14 protein-coding genes are annotated in these 17,347 nt (G+C 50.6%); all 14 read left to right on the top strand.

All coding sequences use genetic code 11. The features are described from left to right. Positions 1–91: 91 nt before the first annotated feature. The 14 genes from BUA14_RS04640 to BUA14_RS04575 all read left to right on the top strand — a co-directional run bounded on the left by BUA14_RS04640 (position 92) and on the right by BUA14_RS04575 (position 17,340). Positions 92–1,558, top strand: a complete 1,467-nt coding sequence (locus tag BUA14_RS04640) for an MFS transporter (RefSeq protein WP_072771501.1) — start codon at positions 92–94, stop codon at positions 1,556–1,558. Between the two features lie 36 nt (positions 1,559–1,594). Further along, positions 1,595–2,107 (top strand): VOC family protein, encoded by a 513-nt coding sequence (locus BUA14_RS04635; RefSeq protein WP_072771500.1) that lies wholly within the window; start codon positions 1,595–1,597, stop codon positions 2,105–2,107. A 21-nt stretch (positions 2,108–2,128) separates the two neighbouring features. Further along, complete coding sequence (locus BUA14_RS04630; protein ID WP_072771499.1) at positions 2,129–3,127, top strand: zinc-dependent alcohol dehydrogenase; 999 nt, start codon at positions 2,129–2,131, stop codon at positions 3,125–3,127. 92 nt (positions 3,128–3,219) lie between these two features. Beyond that, positions 3,220–5,853 carry a molybdopterin-dependent oxidoreductase gene (locus tag BUA14_RS04625; protein ID WP_072771498.1) on the top strand — a complete coding sequence of 878 codons (2,634 nt, stop codon included), beginning with the start codon at positions 3,220–3,222 and terminating at the stop codon, positions 5,851–5,853. Then, on the top strand, positions 5,850–6,653 hold the full coding sequence (locus BUA14_RS04620; RefSeq protein ID WP_072771497.1) for a 4Fe-4S dicluster domain-containing protein: 804 nt from the start codon (positions 5,850–5,852) through the stop codon (positions 6,651–6,653). Before BUA14_RS04625 ends, BUA14_RS04620 begins: the two co-directional genes overlap by 4 nt. Positions 6,654–6,799: 146 nt before the next feature. Continuing rightward, positions 6,800–7,882, top strand: a complete 1,083-nt coding sequence (locus tag BUA14_RS04615) for a sigma-54 interaction domain-containing protein (protein ID WP_072771496.1) — start codon at positions 6,800–6,802, stop codon at positions 7,880–7,882. Between the two features lie 50 nt (positions 7,883–7,932). Further along, positions 7,933–8,433 carry a nuclear transport factor 2-like protein gene (locus tag BUA14_RS04610; RefSeq protein ID WP_072771495.1) on the top strand — a complete coding sequence of 167 codons (501 nt, stop codon included), beginning with the start codon at positions 7,933–7,935 and terminating at the stop codon, positions 8,431–8,433. Positions 8,434–8,469: 36 nt separating this feature from the next. Then, positions 8,470–9,300 carry an SDR family oxidoreductase gene (locus tag BUA14_RS04605; protein ID WP_072771494.1) on the top strand — a complete coding sequence of 277 codons (831 nt, stop codon included), beginning with the start codon at positions 8,470–8,472 and terminating at the stop codon, positions 9,298–9,300. A 39-nt stretch (positions 9,301–9,339) separates the two neighbouring features. Then, positions 9,340–10,101 carry an SDR family NAD(P)-dependent oxidoreductase gene (locus BUA14_RS04600; protein WP_072771493.1) on the top strand — a complete coding sequence of 254 codons (762 nt, stop codon included), beginning with the start codon at positions 9,340–9,342 and terminating at the stop codon, positions 10,099–10,101. A 550-nt stretch (positions 10,102–10,651) separates the two neighbouring features. Then, positions 10,652–13,228, top strand: coding sequence for a molybdopterin-dependent oxidoreductase (locus BUA14_RS04595; RefSeq protein WP_072771492.1), 2,577 nt, complete (start codon positions 10,652–10,654; stop codon positions 13,226–13,228). A 2-nt stretch (positions 13,229–13,230) separates the two neighbouring features. Next, complete coding sequence (locus tag BUA14_RS04590) at positions 13,231–14,040, top strand: 4Fe-4S dicluster domain-containing protein (RefSeq protein WP_072771491.1); 810 nt, start codon at positions 13,231–13,233, stop codon at positions 14,038–14,040. A gap of 119 nt (positions 14,041–14,159) precedes the next feature. Further along, complete coding sequence (locus BUA14_RS04585) at positions 14,160–14,555, top strand: SpoVA/SpoVAEb family sporulation membrane protein (protein ID WP_072771490.1); 396 nt, start codon at positions 14,160–14,162, stop codon at positions 14,553–14,555. A gap of 13 nt (positions 14,556–14,568) precedes the next feature. Beyond that, positions 14,569–14,958, top strand: coding sequence for a SpoVA/SpoVAEb family sporulation membrane protein (locus tag BUA14_RS04580; protein ID WP_072771489.1), 390 nt, complete (start codon positions 14,569–14,571; stop codon positions 14,956–14,958). 150 nt (positions 14,959–15,108) lie between these two features. Next, positions 15,109–17,340: a molybdopterin-containing oxidoreductase family protein gene (locus BUA14_RS04575; RefSeq protein ID WP_072771488.1), complete on the top strand. Its 2,232-nt coding sequence runs from the start codon at positions 15,109–15,111 to the stop codon at positions 17,338–17,340. The last annotated feature ends 7 nt before the right edge of the window (positions 17,341–17,347 follow it).

The following is a 17,347-nucleotide window of genomic DNA, read 5'->3' as shown; positions in this document are numbered from 1 at the left end:
CAGCAAAATGTGATTCGGAAAGAGTGGTGAATGCCCGCCAAAATAATTTACCGTGTCTGATTTTTTTATTATCTGAAAAGGGGGATAAAGAATGCTCAATCCTTTTCAAGCGGTGCCGAACTCGAAGAAAATCATGACGCTGGCCGGTATTTATATCGCTCTTCTGGGCCAGATCTTCGTTTCCTCCGGCCTTTCTGTGATCCTGCCGGCAGCGGCGCGGGACATCGGCGGCGAGACGCTCTTCCCGCTGGCCTCTACCATCAGCGGCCTGATCAGCATTGCCGCCATGCCGCTCTTCGGTTACTACGGCGCCAAGAACCCGGCACTCAAGCGCACCCTGATTGCCTTCAGTGTCCTCGTCGGCGCCTTGGTGTCATTCAGCCGCGCCATCGCACCAAGTATGGAATTCATTATCTTCGTCAGCTTTTTCTGGGGTCTGGTCAGCGCAGGCATCTACGTCCTTGGTTTCTCCCTGATCCGCGACATGTATGAGACAGAAAAAGCCGGTTTTTACCTGGGCCTGACAGGCACGATGATGAGTGTGTCCATGCTGATCGGCCCGACGCTGACCGGCATCCTGATCCAGACCGTCAGCTGGCGCGCCGCCTGCCATGTGGTTTGGCCGGTACTGACTCTGGCCGCCGTCCTTATTTTCTTCGGAGTTAACGTTAGCAAGGAGGAAGCAGCGCCCTTGGCCGTGCCTTCCATGAAACAGGTTGATCTGGTCGGTGCCTTCGGTTTTCTTCTTTTCCTCGGCGGCATCATTATGTCCCTCTCCCTGGGGCCGAAATCCAGCACTCCTTCCGCGCTGGAGATGCCCTTCGGCAGTTTGGGCAACAATATCATGATCGCTCTGGCCATTGCCGGTCTCGCCGTCCTGATCGCAATGGTTAAAAAGAAAGGGGACGACGCCATCCTGCCGGCACGGGTCCTGAAAGACCGCAACACACTTTGCCTCACTCTGATCAATTTATTTACGAACTTTTCCAATATGGCCGTATTTTTCTTTATTCCGACCTATGTCATTTACGTCATGGGGAAAGAGGCGACCTGGGGCGGTTTGGCCACCACGGTTTACAGTGTGCTCGGGCTCTTCCTGGCGCCGGTCTTCGGACGGATGATCGCTAAAGCCCGCAATGCCCGCCTGGTGCTGAACATGGGACTGTCCGTCCGTATAGTCAGCACGTTGGCGTTGATCTTTGTCCTCACGCCGACGACTCCTCTGGTCACCCTTTATGTCATCATGTTCATCACCGGTTTCTATGGCGCCCAGCAATCAGCCTTCATTTCGGCGGCGCCTCAGGTGCAGCTGGCGCCGCAAATTCGCGTCCAGGGCAACGCCGTGTTCCAACTGGCTCAAAACCTGGGCAGCGGCATTGGCATGGCGGTCTATACCATGATCATCGGGATGAAAGGTCCTGCCGCCGGGCTGCCTGTGGCCTTTATGATTGCAGTAGGCGCGGCAGTGGTCGCCCTTGTCATCACCCAGTTCCTGGTGCCGCTTAAGGAAACGGTCCAGACGCCGAAGAAAACAACTCTGGAGTCGGCAAGCAGTTGATGAGCAGAAAGGTGATAAAAGAAAGGAGATACCCTTATGGAGACGATTCTCAATAAATACGCCACCAACCAGATATCTTACTATGTGAAGGATCTGGAAGCAGCGGCCAGAGCGCACTCGGCGCTCTTCGGCTCAGGACCTTTCTTCTATATGGATCCACTGACCACCAAGGATATGAACTATCGCGGTCAAAAAATCGATCTGACCATGCAGACCGCTTTCGGCCAATTCGGCGACCTGCAGATCGAGCTGGTCCAGGTCTTCAGTGAACCCAATCCTTACGCCGAGCTGGGGCACTACGGCTTCCATCATTTTTCCAACTGGGTGGACGACTTCGAAGGTGCACTGCGGGAGTTCGCCGCCGCCGGCTTTGAACCGCTTTTTTCCATGCAGTCGGCGGGCGGACTTAAGGCGGCTTATATCGATTGCAAGGAAAAATGGGGGCATTACGTGGAGATTCACGCGCCCAGTATCAAACCCTTCTGGGAGATGATCCGGAAGGCGTCGCTGGACTGGGATGGTAAAGACATCTGGCGCAAGCTGGGCTGATCGTGAAAGGAGTTGTAAGCCATGGCTACTATGAGAGCGGGGATTTATAAAGGTAAGTTGCAGGCGGAGGTCGTGGATATGCCAAAGCCTGGAGTCGGGCCGAAGGACGTCCTGGTCAGGACTGTCCGTTCCTCGATCTGTGGTTCGGACGTATCGGGGGTCGGCGTCGAGGCAGGCGTACAGTTCGGTCATGAGACCGCCGGTTACGTAGCCGGACTCGGCAAGGAGGTCAAAGGTCTCAAGGAGGGCGACCGGGTTTGGATCAACCCCATGAATGCCATGCCCAAGTACCAGACCTGTATGCTCGGCGGTTTTTCCGAGTATATCCTGGTGCCGGACGCCAAGCTGAATCATAACCTATTCTTGCTGCCCGGGGCGATCTCCTGGGATGAGGCATCACTTATTGAACCCTTTGGGGTGGGCACCCGCGGCAAGAACAGGCCGGGCGCCAAACCCGGCGACCATGTGGTGGTTTACGGAGCAGGCTCCATCGGCTTGTTCTGTATCAGCGGGCTCATTGCCCAGGGCATCATCCCTGTGGTTATCGATATCGCCCTCAGTGACTATAAGCGGGCACTGCTGGAGAAGATGGGCGCGGTGATCTGTCCCCTGAATGGGGATAAGTTCAAGTTTTTGAAGGAACACTTCGGCGAGCTGCCCCAACGCCAGAGCGGCAGGGCCATCGATGTGGATATCGTGGTGGATTGCGCGGGAGCCCCCAATATCATTGATGACTTCTTTAAGCTTTGTAAGCCGAATTCCCGGCTTTCGATCGTCGGAGTGAACGCGCGCCCCCAGGAAGTGAACCTGGCGCGGCTGATGAGCACCGAGGTCGTCATGCTGGGTTCCAGCGGCTATGATCTGGCGGATATCGAGGAAGTCATCGACAACCTGGCCCATAAGCGGACCTTGGTCAACGAGATCATTACCCACCACTTTCCTCTTGAACAGCTCAATGAAGCTCTGAACATGGCCGCCGACCGTGAAAAGTCCATTAAGGTCGTCGTGGACATGGAATAGACACCATGATCATGGGAAAGGAGTGATTAACACAGAGTACGAAGACCAGAAAAAGAAAAAACCGACTGTATAATCAGAGAAAGGAGATTTACATGAGCGAATCAAAGGAGCAAGTAAAGACCATTATCCGGGGCATCGCGCCGGGCGGTACCGGCGGCGATCCCGTGGCGGTGGATTCCAAAGACGGCCAAATTGTGCGCATCCGGCCTATGCGCTGGGATGACAAGTATACCCCGGAGGAGTTGGCGCCCAGCATGTGGGAGCTTGAGGTGCAGGGCAAGACTCTGCGGCCTGCGATCAAGACCTCTCCCCCTTATATGGCGCTGGCCTATAAGAACCGCGTCTATTCCAAAAACCGTGTCAAGTATCCCCTGAAGCGCGTAGACTGGGAACCGGGGGGCGACCCGGCCAAGATCAATGCCCAGAACCGGGGCAAGAGCAAGTACAAACGGATCTCCTGGGAAGAAGCCTTGGACATCATGGAATTGGAAATCAAGCGGGTCATGGAGAAATACGGCAAGTATGCGGTGCTCTGCATCGGCGAGGACGGGCACAAAGAGTCCAAGGGCATCCACGCCGCCGGCGGCCTGCATATGATGCTGATGAACCTCATCGGCGGTTACACCCGGGAAACCAGGACACCGGACAGCGTCGAGGGCTTCTATTGGGGGGCCAAGCATGTCTGGGGCTCCGGCTCCAACAAGGGTCTGGGCATGGTCGCACCGCCCCAGACCAACTATACTTCATGGAACGTGGCCCTGGACATTAGCGAGCACAGCGAGCTCATCGCCTTCCACGCCGGCGACCTGGAACTGACCCAGACCTATGCCAGCCAGTTCTGGAGCCAGCTCATTCAATTCTGGAAAGAGCTGGGCAAGGAATTCGTGATCATCGATCCCTTTTGCAACTATACTGCTGTCGCCCACGACAGTATGAAGTGGATCCCCATCCTGCCCAATACCGACTCGGCGCTGGACTTCGCACTCATGTATGTTTGGATCCAGGAAGGCCTTTATAAAAAGGACTATGTGGAGACCCACAGTATCGGCTTCGATAAAGTAAAAGCCTATATTCTGGGCGAGGAGGACGGCATTCCCAAGACACCGGAGTGGGCTGCGCCAATTACCGGTGTGCCGGAATGGACGATCAAAGCCCTGGCCAGGGAATGGGGTACGAAGGTGACCTCCATCGTCCACTTCTCCAGCGGCACCATCAAAGGCCCCTACTCCCATGAAGCGGGACGGACGGAAGCCTATAAGCTGGCCATGCAGGGTCTCGGTGCCCCAGGTGTGCAGCAGATGTATATGAACGCCTCGGATATCGGCCGGCATGCCATATCCAAGTCAACCACCATGCCCTTCATAGTAGCGAGCAAGGCCCGTCAGTTTTATCCCAATCCCCAGACCATTCCCCGCACCATGGTAGCCAAGGCCATCCAGGAGGGCAAGGCGCAATGGTGGGGCAGCCCGCAGATCGTCTATGTGACGACGGAGGATCAATTCACAGAGTACAATTATCCGGCCCCTGCCGACAAAGGCGGCGGCGAATTCCACATGCTCTGGTCCGAGAAACCCTGTAATATGGGCTGCTGGAACGGCGGCTTCAACTACCAGGAGGCCCTGCGCAGCGACAATGTCGAGTGTTTCGTCACCAACCACCAGTGGATTGAGAACGACAGCCTGTTCGCCGACCTGATCCTGCCGGTCACCACCTGTCTGGAAGAGGACGATATCGGCGGCGCCAGCCAGATCGTCGCCGTGAAGCACGCGGGCTTGCAGAATAAAGCCCTCGAGCCGGTGGGTGAGTCCATGAGCGACTATGAAATCGCCGTGGAGCTGGCCAAACGCTTCGGTGTGGACGAGTATATCACGTTGGGCATGGACATTGACGAAGTCCGCGAGTTCGCTTTCAGTGAATCCGATGTGAAAAACGAGATCAGCTGGGAAGAATTTAAGGAAAAGGGCTACTATGTCCCCAAGATCTCTCCGACCTGGAAAGACGACCCGCCCGGTATGAGGCAGTTCTACGAAGAACCGGAGAAATTCCCCCTCGATACCCCCTCCGGCAAGCTGGAATTCTATTCCGAAGCTCTGGCCAAAAACTTCCCGGATGACAAGGAACGTCAGCCGATCGCCAAATGGGTCATCGGCGGCCCGGCCTCCGAGGGCTGGACTCACGATGAGACCCAGCTCGGTGAAAAAGCCAAAACCTACCCGCTGCTTCTGGTCGCTAACCCCGGGCGCTGGCGTGTCCACGTTCAGGGCGACGACATCGTATGGTTCCGTGAGATCGAGACCTGTAAGGTTAAAGGGCCCGACGGCTACCTCTACGAACCGATCTGGATCAGTCCCGAGGACGCGGAGAAACGCGGGATCAAGAGCGGCGACATCGTCAAACTGACCAACGATCAGGGGACGATTTTAGTGGGAGCCAAAGTCTCTCAGCGCGTCATCCCGGGCGCGGTTATCGTGAACAAAGGCTCCAGGGTCGACCCGATCGCCCCCCATCTTGACCGCGGTGGTTCCACGAACCTGCTCAGCCCGCCCAGAGGAGTCTCCAAGCACTGCTGGGGCTTCCCGGTTACCGGCTATCTGGTGGAAGCAGCGAAGCTTGAACAAAGTGAGTATGACGGATGGAAGCAGAAGTACCCGGAAGCCTTTGCCAGGGATTATGATCCGGCCGTAGGCATCAATTATACGTCATGGGTGGAAGGAGGAGCAGAATGAAAGTCTTTGTTATCAATATCGACAAATGTGTGGGCTGCCACGGCTGCCAGGTAGGCTGCAAGGACGAGCACTGCGGCAACGACTGGTCACCCTACGCCAAGCCTCAGCCTGAGATCGGCCAGTTCTGGATCAAGGTCAACCAGCAGGAGCGGGGCGCCAAACCCCATGTCAAGGTAACCTACTTCCCCGTACTCTGCCAGCACTGCGATAATGCTCCCTGCATCAAGGCCGGCCGGGGCGCCGTTTATAAGAGGGAAGATGGTCTGGTGCTCATCGATCCGGACAAAGCAAAGGGAATGAAGCAGCTCGTCGATTCTTGTCCCTATCATGCGATCTATTGGAACGAGCAGGAGCAGCTGCCCCAGAAGTGCACAGGCTGCGCACACCTCCTCGACGGCGACCACCCGATCAGTGTGCCAAGATGCTTTGACAATTGCCAGGTCGGCGCCATCCTTTTCGGGGAGGAGTCGGAAATGGATCTTCAAGGCACCGAGATTTTCCATCCGGAATACGGTACCAAGCCCAGGGTTTATTATCGGGGATTGCCGAAGCGGTTTGTGGCCGGAACCATCTATGACCCGGCGGCAAAAGAGGTCATCATCGGCGCCAGATGTACTCTGAACAGCGTGGACGGCAAGGTTGCCGCCATTGCCGAGACCAATAATTACGGCGACTTCTGGTTAAGGAATCTGCCTGAAGACGATTTCACCCTGACGGTAACTGCAGGCAAAAAGACTAAGATCCTGAATGTCAGCACGAAAGAGATGGACATTGGTTTAGGGGATGTCCCCTTAGCCTAGACAAGATTTGCGCGGGCGTAAGAGGAGGGTTTTCACAAGCCCCCCTCCTGCGCTGCGGGCTCCCCTCATAGTGTTCCCCGTCCCTATCCATGCGGAACTAGTTTAGAGGCCCATACTATGGTAAATGATGTAAAGGAATAACAATTATGAAGAAGCAATGTTTAGAAAGAAAAGTGAGGCCGCTGCTTATAGGCAAGCAATCAGCAATCAGTACAGAAGAAAAAAACAGCCTTACCTTTGACAATATAGTCGGTGATAGTCATCTGATCCGGCAAGCATTGGAACAATCTCAGCGCTTTGCTTCCTCATTGGCCAATATATTGATCCTAGGCGAGACAGGAACGGGCAAAGAACTCTTTGCGGAGGCCATTCACAATGAATCCCGTCCCGACGGGCCTTTTCTTGCCTTAAATTGCGCCGCTATACCCAAGAGCCTCATTGAAAGCGAATTGTTTGGTTACGACAACGGTGCTTTTACAGGTGCCAATAAAAACGGCAGCCTGGGGAAGATCGAACTGGCCCAGGGAGGAACCCTGCTTCTCGATGAAATAGGGGATATGCCCCTGGAAACCCAGGCCGTGCTCCTCAGGGTGTTGGAAAACAAGCAGGTGATGAGGGTAGGCGGAAAAGAATACCGGCCGGTGGACTTCAGGCTGATCGCATCAACCCATAAAGATCTCCAGACAGCGGTTAAAAACGGACAATTCAGGCAGGATCTGTACTATCGCCTTAATGTCCTGAAGGTAAATATCCCTCCCTTAAGACAGCGCGGGAGAGATGTAATTATCCTGGCCGAATATTTTATCAATACTTACTGTGATGATCGCTTTAGCAAAACCAAAAAACTTCAGCTGAGTCCGGCCGCCAGGGATATTTTGCTGAAATACGATTGGCCCGGAAATATCAGACAGTTAGAAAACGCCATGATTTATGCCCTGAATATGATAGACACAGATGTCATTGCGCCTAGACATTTACCTGATGAAATTATTGACAGCATAGCTCAAGCCGGGACAGAAGTCCAGATATCAGGACAAAGGACCAGAGGGAGCAAGGTCATACAATTTGGAGAAACGGAACAAACATGTTCACTCCGCGAAGCGGAACAGACTTGTATTATAAAGGCCATGATCAAATCCGGCAATAATATCGCTTTAGCAGCAGAGCTGCTGCAAGTCAGTAAATCCACTTTGTATAGGAAATTAGAAATGTTCAAGGCACAGGAATAGGTAATCATTTTATATATTCAGCAAAATCAAGGATCGGAGTGAACGTATAAATGAAAGAAAATAAGAATTTCACGTCAGTGACAATCAACTGCAATACGCTGACGAATGAGCAAATCCGGCAAAAGAATATGGGCAGTATCCTTAAGTTTTATCAACACTTCAGGACGAATCCGGAGGAATTCAACAAACTTTGGACAGATGACTGCCTTTTGTTATTTCCAATGGGCCTTGATGAAACAGAGGTCAAGCTTCAAGGAATCAAAAATCTGGGGCATATATTTAATGATATCAACAGCTTGATTGGAAAATATGATTGGATTATCCAGGAGATTATCTGTGGAGAGGATCCGAATGTCTTCGTTTTAAGAGTCTACAGTGACATTGACGTTGATGTGGATCCTTCAAAATCTTCCAGATTTAGAAGGATGGCTTATAAAGGGACATATATTCATATCTTCAAATTTGAGAACTTTAAGATCAAAGAATGGATTGAAGCGATAAATTCCTATGTGACGGCTCAGAATATGGGCTTAGGCGTTTTTAAGGAATAGAGCTGTCTAAAAAATAAATAGGGAGGCAGAATTGCCATGGGAGTATGTGTAATTACCGGTGGCGCTGGTGGTATGGGCATCGCCATTGCCAGAATGCAGGGAAAAGAGCACAATTTGCTGCTGGTCGACGTTTCTCAAGTCAAACTGGATGCTGCGCTGGAGACTCTTAGGGAAGATGGCATACAAGCTGCAGCGGCAGTATGCGATATTTCCGACAGAGGGTGCGTGCAGGCACTGGCGGAAAGGGCAGCCGCCATGGGAGAAATCAGCGCTGTTATCCATACAGCCGGTTTATCCCCAACGATGGCTTCAGCCCCCAGAATCGTCCAGGTCAACGCTCTCGGCACTTACTACATTATTGAGGAATTTTTCAAGGTAATGGGTGAAGGCTCCAGCATGGTTACAGTAGCCTCTCTGGCCACCCACATGATGGCGAGGAACGCCGGGGAAAGCATCCATGCCGTGGTGGATCATCCTGACGACCCTGATTTTGAGAAGAGGCTGAACCAGCTTATTGACGGTATGGCCGTCGCAGGGAATACACCTGCTGCCGGTGTTGCCTACTCTGTAAGCAAATACTTCTCCTGGCGGTATACCCGGCGCAATGCCCTGCGTTTTTGGTCCAAAGGCATCAGAATCAACTGTGTGACCCCAGGCAATATAGCCACTCCCATGGGCAAGGCGGAAGAAGCGGGCTGCGCAAGGACGGCTGCCCATATGGCAATCAAACGTTACGGCACTCCGGAAGAAATCGCCGCCGCCGTTGTCTTCCTGACCAGTGCTGCCGCCGGAGACACCACCGGGGCCGACCTGCCTGTGGACGGAGGTTTTTGCTGCTGCACCACGTTCCCCCAGGTCGGAGTTTAATATGAAGCGCACAACGTGCGTACAACAGGAGGAATAAAAATGGGCAATGCAAAGGGAAGACTGGAAGGCAAGGTGGTCTTGATCACCGGAGCAGGGAATGGAATCGGATATGCCGCCACAAAGCTTTTGGCCGGGGAAGGAGCCAAAGTAATCGCCGCAGACATTCTGGAAAAAGATTTGGCCGGATGGAATGGTGTGGAAAACGTGATTCCGGTACTGGCCGATGTTACCAAGCTTGAAGATATTGAGCGCATGGTGGGAGAAGCGGAAACCCGGTTCGGCAGATTGGACGCCATCTGCAATATTGCCGGTATCAACGATCTCAGCTATCCCTTGGACGCTACCGATGATGAGCGGTGGGACCGGGTGCACAATATCGATCTGAAGGCTCCTTTCAGGATCTGCCGCAGGGCGCTCCCGACGATGATTCAAGGCGGCGGTGGTTCCATTGTCAATATTGGTTCATATGCCGCCCTGCGCGGCAATCACGGTCCAAGCTATACGGCGGCCAAAGCCGGGGTTGTGGGCCTGACCAAAAGCATCGCCTTTGCTTATGGCAAGCAGGGCATCCGCTGCAACATCATTCATCCGGGCGGAACGAGAACTGATATTGGCGCCCATTCCGGCGGGGATTATCATCCGGCCGGACAGGCCTTATCGAAAATCATCGCGGCGCTGCCTGTCAATTGGTATGGTGTGCCTGAGGATATTGCCAAAACCTGCTTATTCTTATGCAGCGATGATGCCAGGCAGATCAATGGTGCAGAGATAGCAGTGGATGGCGGCATGAGTGTCTGCTAAGGTCGGAATAAGGTTTGTTTTATGAAATTCGCTTCGAAGCATAGTAACTGATTGAAAACCCAAAGGCTTTGCATTCTTCTTGTGATAAACAAGGGGAGGATGTTAAAGCCTTTTTTTGTTGCCCGTGAAAGCCGAAGGGAAAGGTTAGCAGGGCTAAAGGTGTTAAATATGGTAACCGATTTGGAATTTACAGATGGGCCAAATGGATAAAAAACGGATAAATCAAGCATTGCGGGAATTGGCACGGATTATGCAATAGCAATATTGAGGTGTGAAATATATTACCACTATAAAGGAGAGGAAATGAAATGTGTTTTAGACCACCAGCTGCACAGAAGCCAATTAAATGCCCTGCGTGCGGCGCGTTAAATCCGCCGGCTGCTAAGGAATGCAACAAGTGTAAAACCAAGTTTGAAAACAAAGATGAATAAATCTTTTGTTTTAACCGGGGGCTAACAACCTTGGTGCAACATTACTTTTTTAGGGGGTGAGGGATGAAGAATTGACTCATGTTGGGGCTTTATATGAAATTAAGTAAGGAGTGAAAGAGTTGTCAAAGAAAAGTGAAGAAAAATCTTTTATCAAAGGACTGGGCTGGTGTGGTTTTGGTGTTGGGTCAAATTCAGCCTCCGTTGATGTTAAAGATGGAAAAGTGATTCGGATACGTCCATTTCACTTTGACGATGAGTATGCGCCTGAAGACATGAAACCCTGGAAAATCAAAGCGCGTGGGAAGGTTTTTGAACCGACCATGAAATCGTTGCTGCCGCCTTTCAGTATAGCCTATAAAAAACGGACGTACTCACCGAACCGAATTCCTTATCCGCTTAAACGTGTGGATTGGGATCCGAACGGTGAGCGCAACCCTCAAAACCGGGGCAAAAGCAAATTTGTACGCATCTCCTGGGACGAGGCAACAGATCTGGTTGCCAGTGAATTAGAACGAGTCCAGAAAAAATATGGACCATTATCCGTTCTCGCTCAGGCTGATGGTCACGGAGACACCAAGTGCATCCATGGACCCCATGGCTGCCAGACCAAGCTTTTGAACATTATGGGGGGGTATACCCTTCAGGCCAGGAACCCGGACAGCTGGGAAGGCTGGTATTGGGGAGCCAAGCATGTATGGGGTCAAGACCCTGTTGGACAGGGTAATCAAAACAACCTCTGGCAGGACGTTGCCAAAAATACGGGAATGCTGCTCTACTGGGGATGTGATCAGGAGACGAATACCTGGGGGTGGTCTGGTCAACAAGCCAGCCGCTTAAGCTATTGGTTTACCGAACTGGGAATCAGATCGATCTATATTTGTCCGGATCTCAATTATGCTGCAGCTGTTCATGCGGATAAATGGATTCCCGTAAACCCCAATACCGATGCGGCCCTGCAGTTTGCGATTGCTTATACTTGGATCAAAGAAGATATTTATGACAAGGAATATTTGGCAACGCACGCCCATGGATTCGATGAGTTCAAGAAATATGTAGTGGGTGAAGTAGACGGAATTGCCAAAACACCGGAATGGGCAGCACCACTTTGCGGAGTTCCTTCCCGGACAATTAAAGCGCTGGCCAGAGAATGGGCCGAAGTCGCAACGACAATTGTCCATTGCAACGGGGGATCCTTTATCAGATCCACCTATTCATCCGAGCCGGGGCGCTTGGAAATATGTCTCCTCGGAATGCAGGGGTTAGGTAAACCGGGAAGAAATCAGCTGAAAATGATTGAGTGGGGTCTGTTTGGAATGGACAGTCAAGTGCCGCATCCGCGAGCTGAGGTGATCCCAAATGCTTCTGGCGCATACAATGGAATGTTTAGCGATATGCCTCAGCAGTTTATTCCCAAAACTTTGATACCTGAAGCCATTTTGAGTGATACACAAATCAGCTGGCATGGGACGACCCTGAACTCATCTCCGCGGGAAGATCAATTTATTGAATACAAATATCCCATTGATGACGGCGGCACCGAAATCCACATGATCTGGACCGACACACCCTGCTGGACGACTTGCTGGAACGGCGGAAACAAAATGATCGAGGCTCTCCGTTCCCCTAAGATTGAATTTGTTTTAGCCCAGCATCCCTGGCTGGAAAACGACTGTCTGTTTGCTGATATTCTTCTGCCAATCAATACGAAATTGGAAGAAGAAGATTTTTCTGTCGATCAGTTCAGCGGCCAGTTCCATCAAGTTTTTTATGAGGGACAATGCATGGAGCCCCTATTCGAATCCAAGAGCGATTATGAAGCGGTATGCGAAGTAGCCAAGAAGCTTGGGCTTTATGAAGAATATACCAAGGGGAAATCAGTAGAAGAGATGATCCAATCAGGTTATCAAGTATGCGGTATTGCAGATAAAATTTCTTATGAAGAATTCCGGAAAAAGCAATACTATGTGGTTCCGACTGCCGAAGGCTGGGAAGACGATCCGGCGGGCTTTGAACCTTTTTGTCAAGATCCGGAAAGCTCTCCGCTACAAACCCCTACAGGTAAATTGGAATACTTCTCGACAGAGCTTGCCGAATACTTCCCGGATGATGAGGAAAGAAAACCGGTTCCGCAGTGGATTCCTTATGGTGAATCCCATAGTGAGAGCTTGCTGCATCCAAGGTCGGAAAAGTATCCGTTCCTGATTGTATCCAACCACCCACGCTGGCGGGTTCATGCCAACATGGATGATTTCACCTGGTTACGTGAAATTGAAACGTGTAAAGTAAGAGGCGCCGACGGCTATATGTATGAGCCTGTGTGGATCAACCCCATTGATGCTGACAAACTAGGTATCGTAAACGGTGATATCGTTAAGGTGCTTAACGACAGAGGTATGGTTCTTGGGGGTGCTTATGTGACGGAACGCATTATCCCCGGCACTGTCTACCAGGATCACGGTGCCAGACTGGATCTGATTGTTCCAGGTGAATGCGATCGCGGCGGTGCCAACAACCTTATCGCACCCGGACAGATCATGTCGAAAAACTGTGCCGGTGAGGTCACCAGCGGCTACCTGGTTGATGTTGAAAAAGCAGATATTAATGAACTGAAAGCAAACTATCCGGAAGCGTTTGCCAGGAAATATCATAAAGATGCGGGGATTGTCATCGATTCCTGGATCGAAGGAGGTGTATGATCATGAAAGTATTTATCGTTGATATTGCAAAATGCAATGGTTGTCACAACTGTCAGATTTCCTGCAAGGATGAACACGTTGACAATGATTGGTCTCCCATTGCCAAGCCGCAGCCGGATACAGGGCATTTTTGGATGAAATTGAACCAAACTGTTCATGGCCAGGTACCGAAAGTCAATATCGAGTATGTAGCCAGACCCTGCATGCATTGCGCTGAGGCACCGTGCCTGAAGGTAGCAGAAAATGGAGCCGTTCACAGACGCAATGACGGGCTGGTTATTATTGACCCTGAAAAGGCTAAAGGACAAAGGAATATTATGGATGTTTGCCCGTATGGTGCAGTGTACTGGAATGATGAACTGGATCTTCCCCAAAAATGTACGGGTTGTGCCCATCTGGTGGATGAAGGCCGAGAGCCCAGATGTGTGGATTCTTGTCCAACTGGTGCCTTACTCTTTGGTGAGGAAAGCGAATTCAAGGATCTTATCGCCCAAGCTGAAGTTATGAAGCCGGAGTACGGGACCAAGCCCAGTGTTTACTATCTGAATGCTCCCAAACTGTTTGTTGCCGGCGAGATCTATGATCCGGCAATCGACGAGTGTCTAAAAGACGTGGAAGTCACCTTGACGAATGAAGAAAGTGGACAAGTCTACGTTCAAAAAACAGACCGGTTTGGCGATTATTGGTTCAAAAAACTTACTGCCGGCTCATATTCCCTTAAGGTTGCCAAGGCAGGTTATAAACCTTATGAGAAAAAAGGGATCAATGTAACCAAAAGCTTAAAAGTCGAAGATATTGCGATGGCAAAGTAGTCTGAATGCCCCCCTTCAAAGCCTTCAAAGGGGGGCGCCTCCCCGAAAAATATAAGGAAAAGATTACTATAGTACCTAAACGCAACAAAGACGTTCCAAAATAAAAGGAGGGTTAAATCATGGATGCGGTTAAGAAACTAGCGGGAGCTTTTATCGTCGGCGGCATTTTTGGGCTTATGGGTCAATTGCTTATGGTGCTGATTGGCGGAGTTTTGGGACCCGGATACGGCCCCGAGCTGGTCGGTCCTCTAGTGCTTGGCGTAATGGGGATCATTGGCGGTGTGCTATTTGCTTGCGGGCTTTATCAAAAGATTGAAAAAGTTGGCGGCTTTGGCGCAATTATGCCATTCTGTGGTCTCGCGGCAGCTGTAGCCGGCGCTATCTGCGGCATTCGGGGGAGCGGTGCGCCGCTTGGGAAAGCCATTGTTAATGGACTGAAACCATTTGTGATATTTGTCGTCATTGTTGTGGTCGTGTCTGCTCTGATAGGAGCCGGTGTAACGTTAATAGCATAGGAGGTTATTATTTATGATATTCCTTAATGCATTTATTCTTGGAGGCATCATGTGCCTGATCTTCCAGATTCCGCTTATGTACACTAAACTTGGAGTGTTTAAACTACTCGGTATCGCGTTTATTTTGGGAGCCATCCTGACACCGTTTGGCGTCATAGATCAATTGATGCAATATGCGAGTGGCGGTCTTAATGTGATGATCCTTGCTGCAGGCAATGTTGCATACAGTATCGGTTCATTAGCGGTTGCCGGTATCTGGCCTGCAAGCCTATCCGTATTAGTAACTCTCCTCGGTATCGTTCTTTTTGTTTTCCTTTGTGGTGTCTTAGGTGCCCTGGCATACTTGAAAATGCACAAACAGCCCATAATGGAAGCAGCAAAAGAAAGCGATGTAGAATGTTAGAATTTGTACATTTAATGCATAATAATCTCTATGAAAAATGATTGTGAATCCATAAGCTGGAAAAAGGCTAAAGGAGGATGGTAAAAAGAGTGACAGGAATATCCAGCACGCAAATCAAAAATAAGCCAGTAGGAAGAAGGAGGAAAAACGATGGAATTCAAAACTCAAAACGACTCTAAAGCTCTTCCGTGGAAATGGGAAGAAGACGGTTATACGGTATTTCGCAGCAATGCACGTACTGGCCCTGGCTGTCACGACAACTGTGGTGTCTTAATGTATGTAAAAGATGGTAATTTGATGAAAATTGAAGGCGACCCGGAGAATCCCTACAATCAGGGAAGACTTTGTCCCCGTTGTTTGGCGGGAAAGGAAATGATCTATCACCCTGATCGTCTTTTACACCCGATGAAACGTATTGGGGCGCGCGGCGAAAATAAATGGGAAAAAATCACCTGGGATGAAGCATATGATCTATGCGAAAAAAAGATTAAGGAAGTTGCTGATAAATACGGTTCGGAATCCATTGTTGTTATGCAGGGAACCGGACGCGATATCAACGGTTATGGTCCCCGTACGGCAAAATCCTTCAATACGCCTAATTATGCATCCTTTTTAAGCGGCAATGGTTGCTACATCCCGCGGCTGGTAAGTACTGCTTTCAAGATGGGAGATTTCCCTATTGCCGATTACTCCCAATTTTCAATAAAGCGCTATGAGGATCCAAAGTGGGTTCCCCCGGGTATTATTGTGATATGGGGTAACAATCCGGTCGTTGCCAACTCCGACGGAACTCTCGGTCATTGGATTGTCGAATGTATGAAGCGCGGCAGCGAACTGATTGTCATTGACCCCAAGCTGACATGGATCGCGTCAAGAGCAAAATATTGGCTACCTGTGCGTCCAGGCACCGACGCGGCTTTAGCTATTGCTTTTGCAAATGTTATTTGTGCCGAAGGGCTTGAAGACAAAGAATTTGTTAAAAAATGGACAAGCGGCTTTGAAGATTTTAAGAAAAACAGCGAGGAATACCCGCCGGAAAAAGTTGCGGATATTTGCGGTATTGATAAACAGCTGATTATCGACGCAGCCCGTGCTTTCGCAAATGCGGAATCAGCCTGTTTACAATGGGGTGTCGCCATGGATCACAATTCGGAGGGTTTCCTGACCGGTATGGCGATATTGGATCTTGTGGCTTTAACAGGCAACATTGAAAAGCCCGGCAGTATGGTGATAGCGCATCCTTGTTTCGGAGTAGCGGATACTTGGCAGCCGGCTTCAGGAACATCCGTGGAAGACGAAGAAAAGATGGCAAAACAGTTAAACCAAAAATACCCCGCATTACAGGCTGGCCGTATGTGCAGTCCCGATATGATTCTCGAAGCAATGGAAACGGCTGAACCCTATCCTGTCAAGGCCTTATGGCTGCAAACAACGAACCCGATTGTCTGTATGGGCGGGGAGTCCAAACGAGTCTTGAAAGCATGTCAAACGCTGGATTTCATTGCCGTTGTTGATATGTTTATGACCCCGACAGCACTGGCGCTGGCGGATGTGATATTGCCCGCCGCCTCCTTTGCCGAGCGCATTGGACTCATCGGTCACCAACCTTATTATCTTGGTCCTATTATTCAGGCTATCGAGCCATTGGGTGAATGTAAGTCGGATCAACAGATCATTTACGAAATTGGCAAGCGCTTTGATCCCACAGGGAACCCATGGAAAAACGATGAAGAATTCTACAACTTTGTATTGAGAAATACGCCGTTGAAGTATGATGAGTTAAAAGAGCAGACATGGTTATATCCGGAATTTGAATATTATAAGCACGAAAAAGGCCTGCTCCGCGAAGATGGCCAGCCGGGATTTAACACCTCGGATGGTAAATACCAATTCAATTGTGAGACTCTTGGCTTTTTCGGTCTTGAGACACTCGCAAGTTTTGAAGAACCCCCGGAAAGTCCTGTTACAACACCAGAGCTGGCCAAAGAGTATCCCCTGGTACTCACCACCGGTGCGCGTCGTTGGGGTTTTTTCCATTCTGAACACCGTCAGAGTCCGTCAATGCGTCGTTTGCATCCTTTTCCCCAAGTAACCATGAACCCTGAAACCGCCGCAAACTATGGTATCAAAGAAGGCGATTGGGTGAAAATCGAAAATAATCTTGGTGAATGCAGGATGAAAGCGGAATTCCTCGAAGGGATGCGTAAGGATACTGTGTCGGCCGACCATGCCTGGTGGTTCCCGGAAAGAGATCCTGAGGATGGTACCTTATTTGGCGCCTTTGAATCCAATATTAATTTACTGGTGCCCATGCGCCCCGGCAAATCCGGATTAGCTAACTCATACAAAACACTGCTCTGCAAGATCAGTAAAGCTGATTGAAAAGATT

It is taken from the genome of Desulfitobacterium chlororespirans DSM 11544 (assembly GCF_900143285.1).
Classification (GTDB): Bacteria; Bacillota; Desulfitobacteriia; order Desulfitobacteriales; family Desulfitobacteriaceae; genus Desulfitobacterium; species Desulfitobacterium chlororespirans.
The sequence above is the reverse complement of the archived record's forward strand: the minus strand, read 5'-3'. Positions and strand labels throughout refer to the sequence as shown.

Excerpts from the sequence above, each read along its gene's own strand:
- BUA14_RS04640 (WP_072771501.1), top strand. The coding sequence starts at position 92 with ATGCTCAATCCTTTTCAAGCGGTGCCGAACTCGAAGAAAATCATGACG.
- BUA14_RS04635 (WP_072771500.1), top strand. The coding sequence starts at position 1,595 with ATGGAGACGATTCTCAATAAATACGCCACCAACCAGATATCTTACTAT.
- BUA14_RS04630 (WP_072771499.1), top strand. The coding sequence starts at position 2,129 with ATGGCTACTATGAGAGCGGGGATTTATAAAGGTAAGTTGCAGGCGGAG.
- BUA14_RS04625 (WP_072771498.1), top strand. The coding sequence starts at position 3,220 with ATGAGCGAATCAAAGGAGCAAGTAAAGACCATTATCCGGGGCATCGCG.
- BUA14_RS04620 (WP_072771497.1), top strand. The coding sequence starts at position 5,850 with ATGAAAGTCTTTGTTATCAATATCGACAAATGTGTGGGCTGCCACGGC.
- BUA14_RS04615 (WP_072771496.1), top strand. The coding sequence starts at position 6,800 with ATGAAGAAGCAATGTTTAGAAAGAAAAGTGAGGCCGCTGCTTATAGGC.
- BUA14_RS04610 (WP_072771495.1), top strand. The coding sequence starts at position 7,933 with ATGAAAGAAAATAAGAATTTCACGTCAGTGACAATCAACTGCAATACG.
- BUA14_RS04605 (WP_072771494.1), top strand. The coding sequence starts at position 8,470 with ATGGGAGTATGTGTAATTACCGGTGGCGCTGGTGGTATGGGCATCGCC.
- BUA14_RS04600 (WP_072771493.1), top strand. The coding sequence starts at position 9,340 with ATGGGCAATGCAAAGGGAAGACTGGAAGGCAAGGTGGTCTTGATCACC.
- BUA14_RS04590 (WP_072771491.1), top strand. The coding sequence starts at position 13,231 with ATGAAAGTATTTATCGTTGATATTGCAAAATGCAATGGTTGTCACAAC.
- BUA14_RS04585 (WP_072771490.1), top strand. The coding sequence starts at position 14,160 with ATGGATGCGGTTAAGAAACTAGCGGGAGCTTTTATCGTCGGCGGCATT.
- BUA14_RS04580 (WP_072771489.1), top strand. The coding sequence starts at position 14,569 with ATGATATTCCTTAATGCATTTATTCTTGGAGGCATCATGTGCCTGATC.
- BUA14_RS04575 (WP_072771488.1), top strand. The coding sequence starts at position 15,109 with ATGGAATTCAAAACTCAAAACGACTCTAAAGCTCTTCCGTGGAAATGG.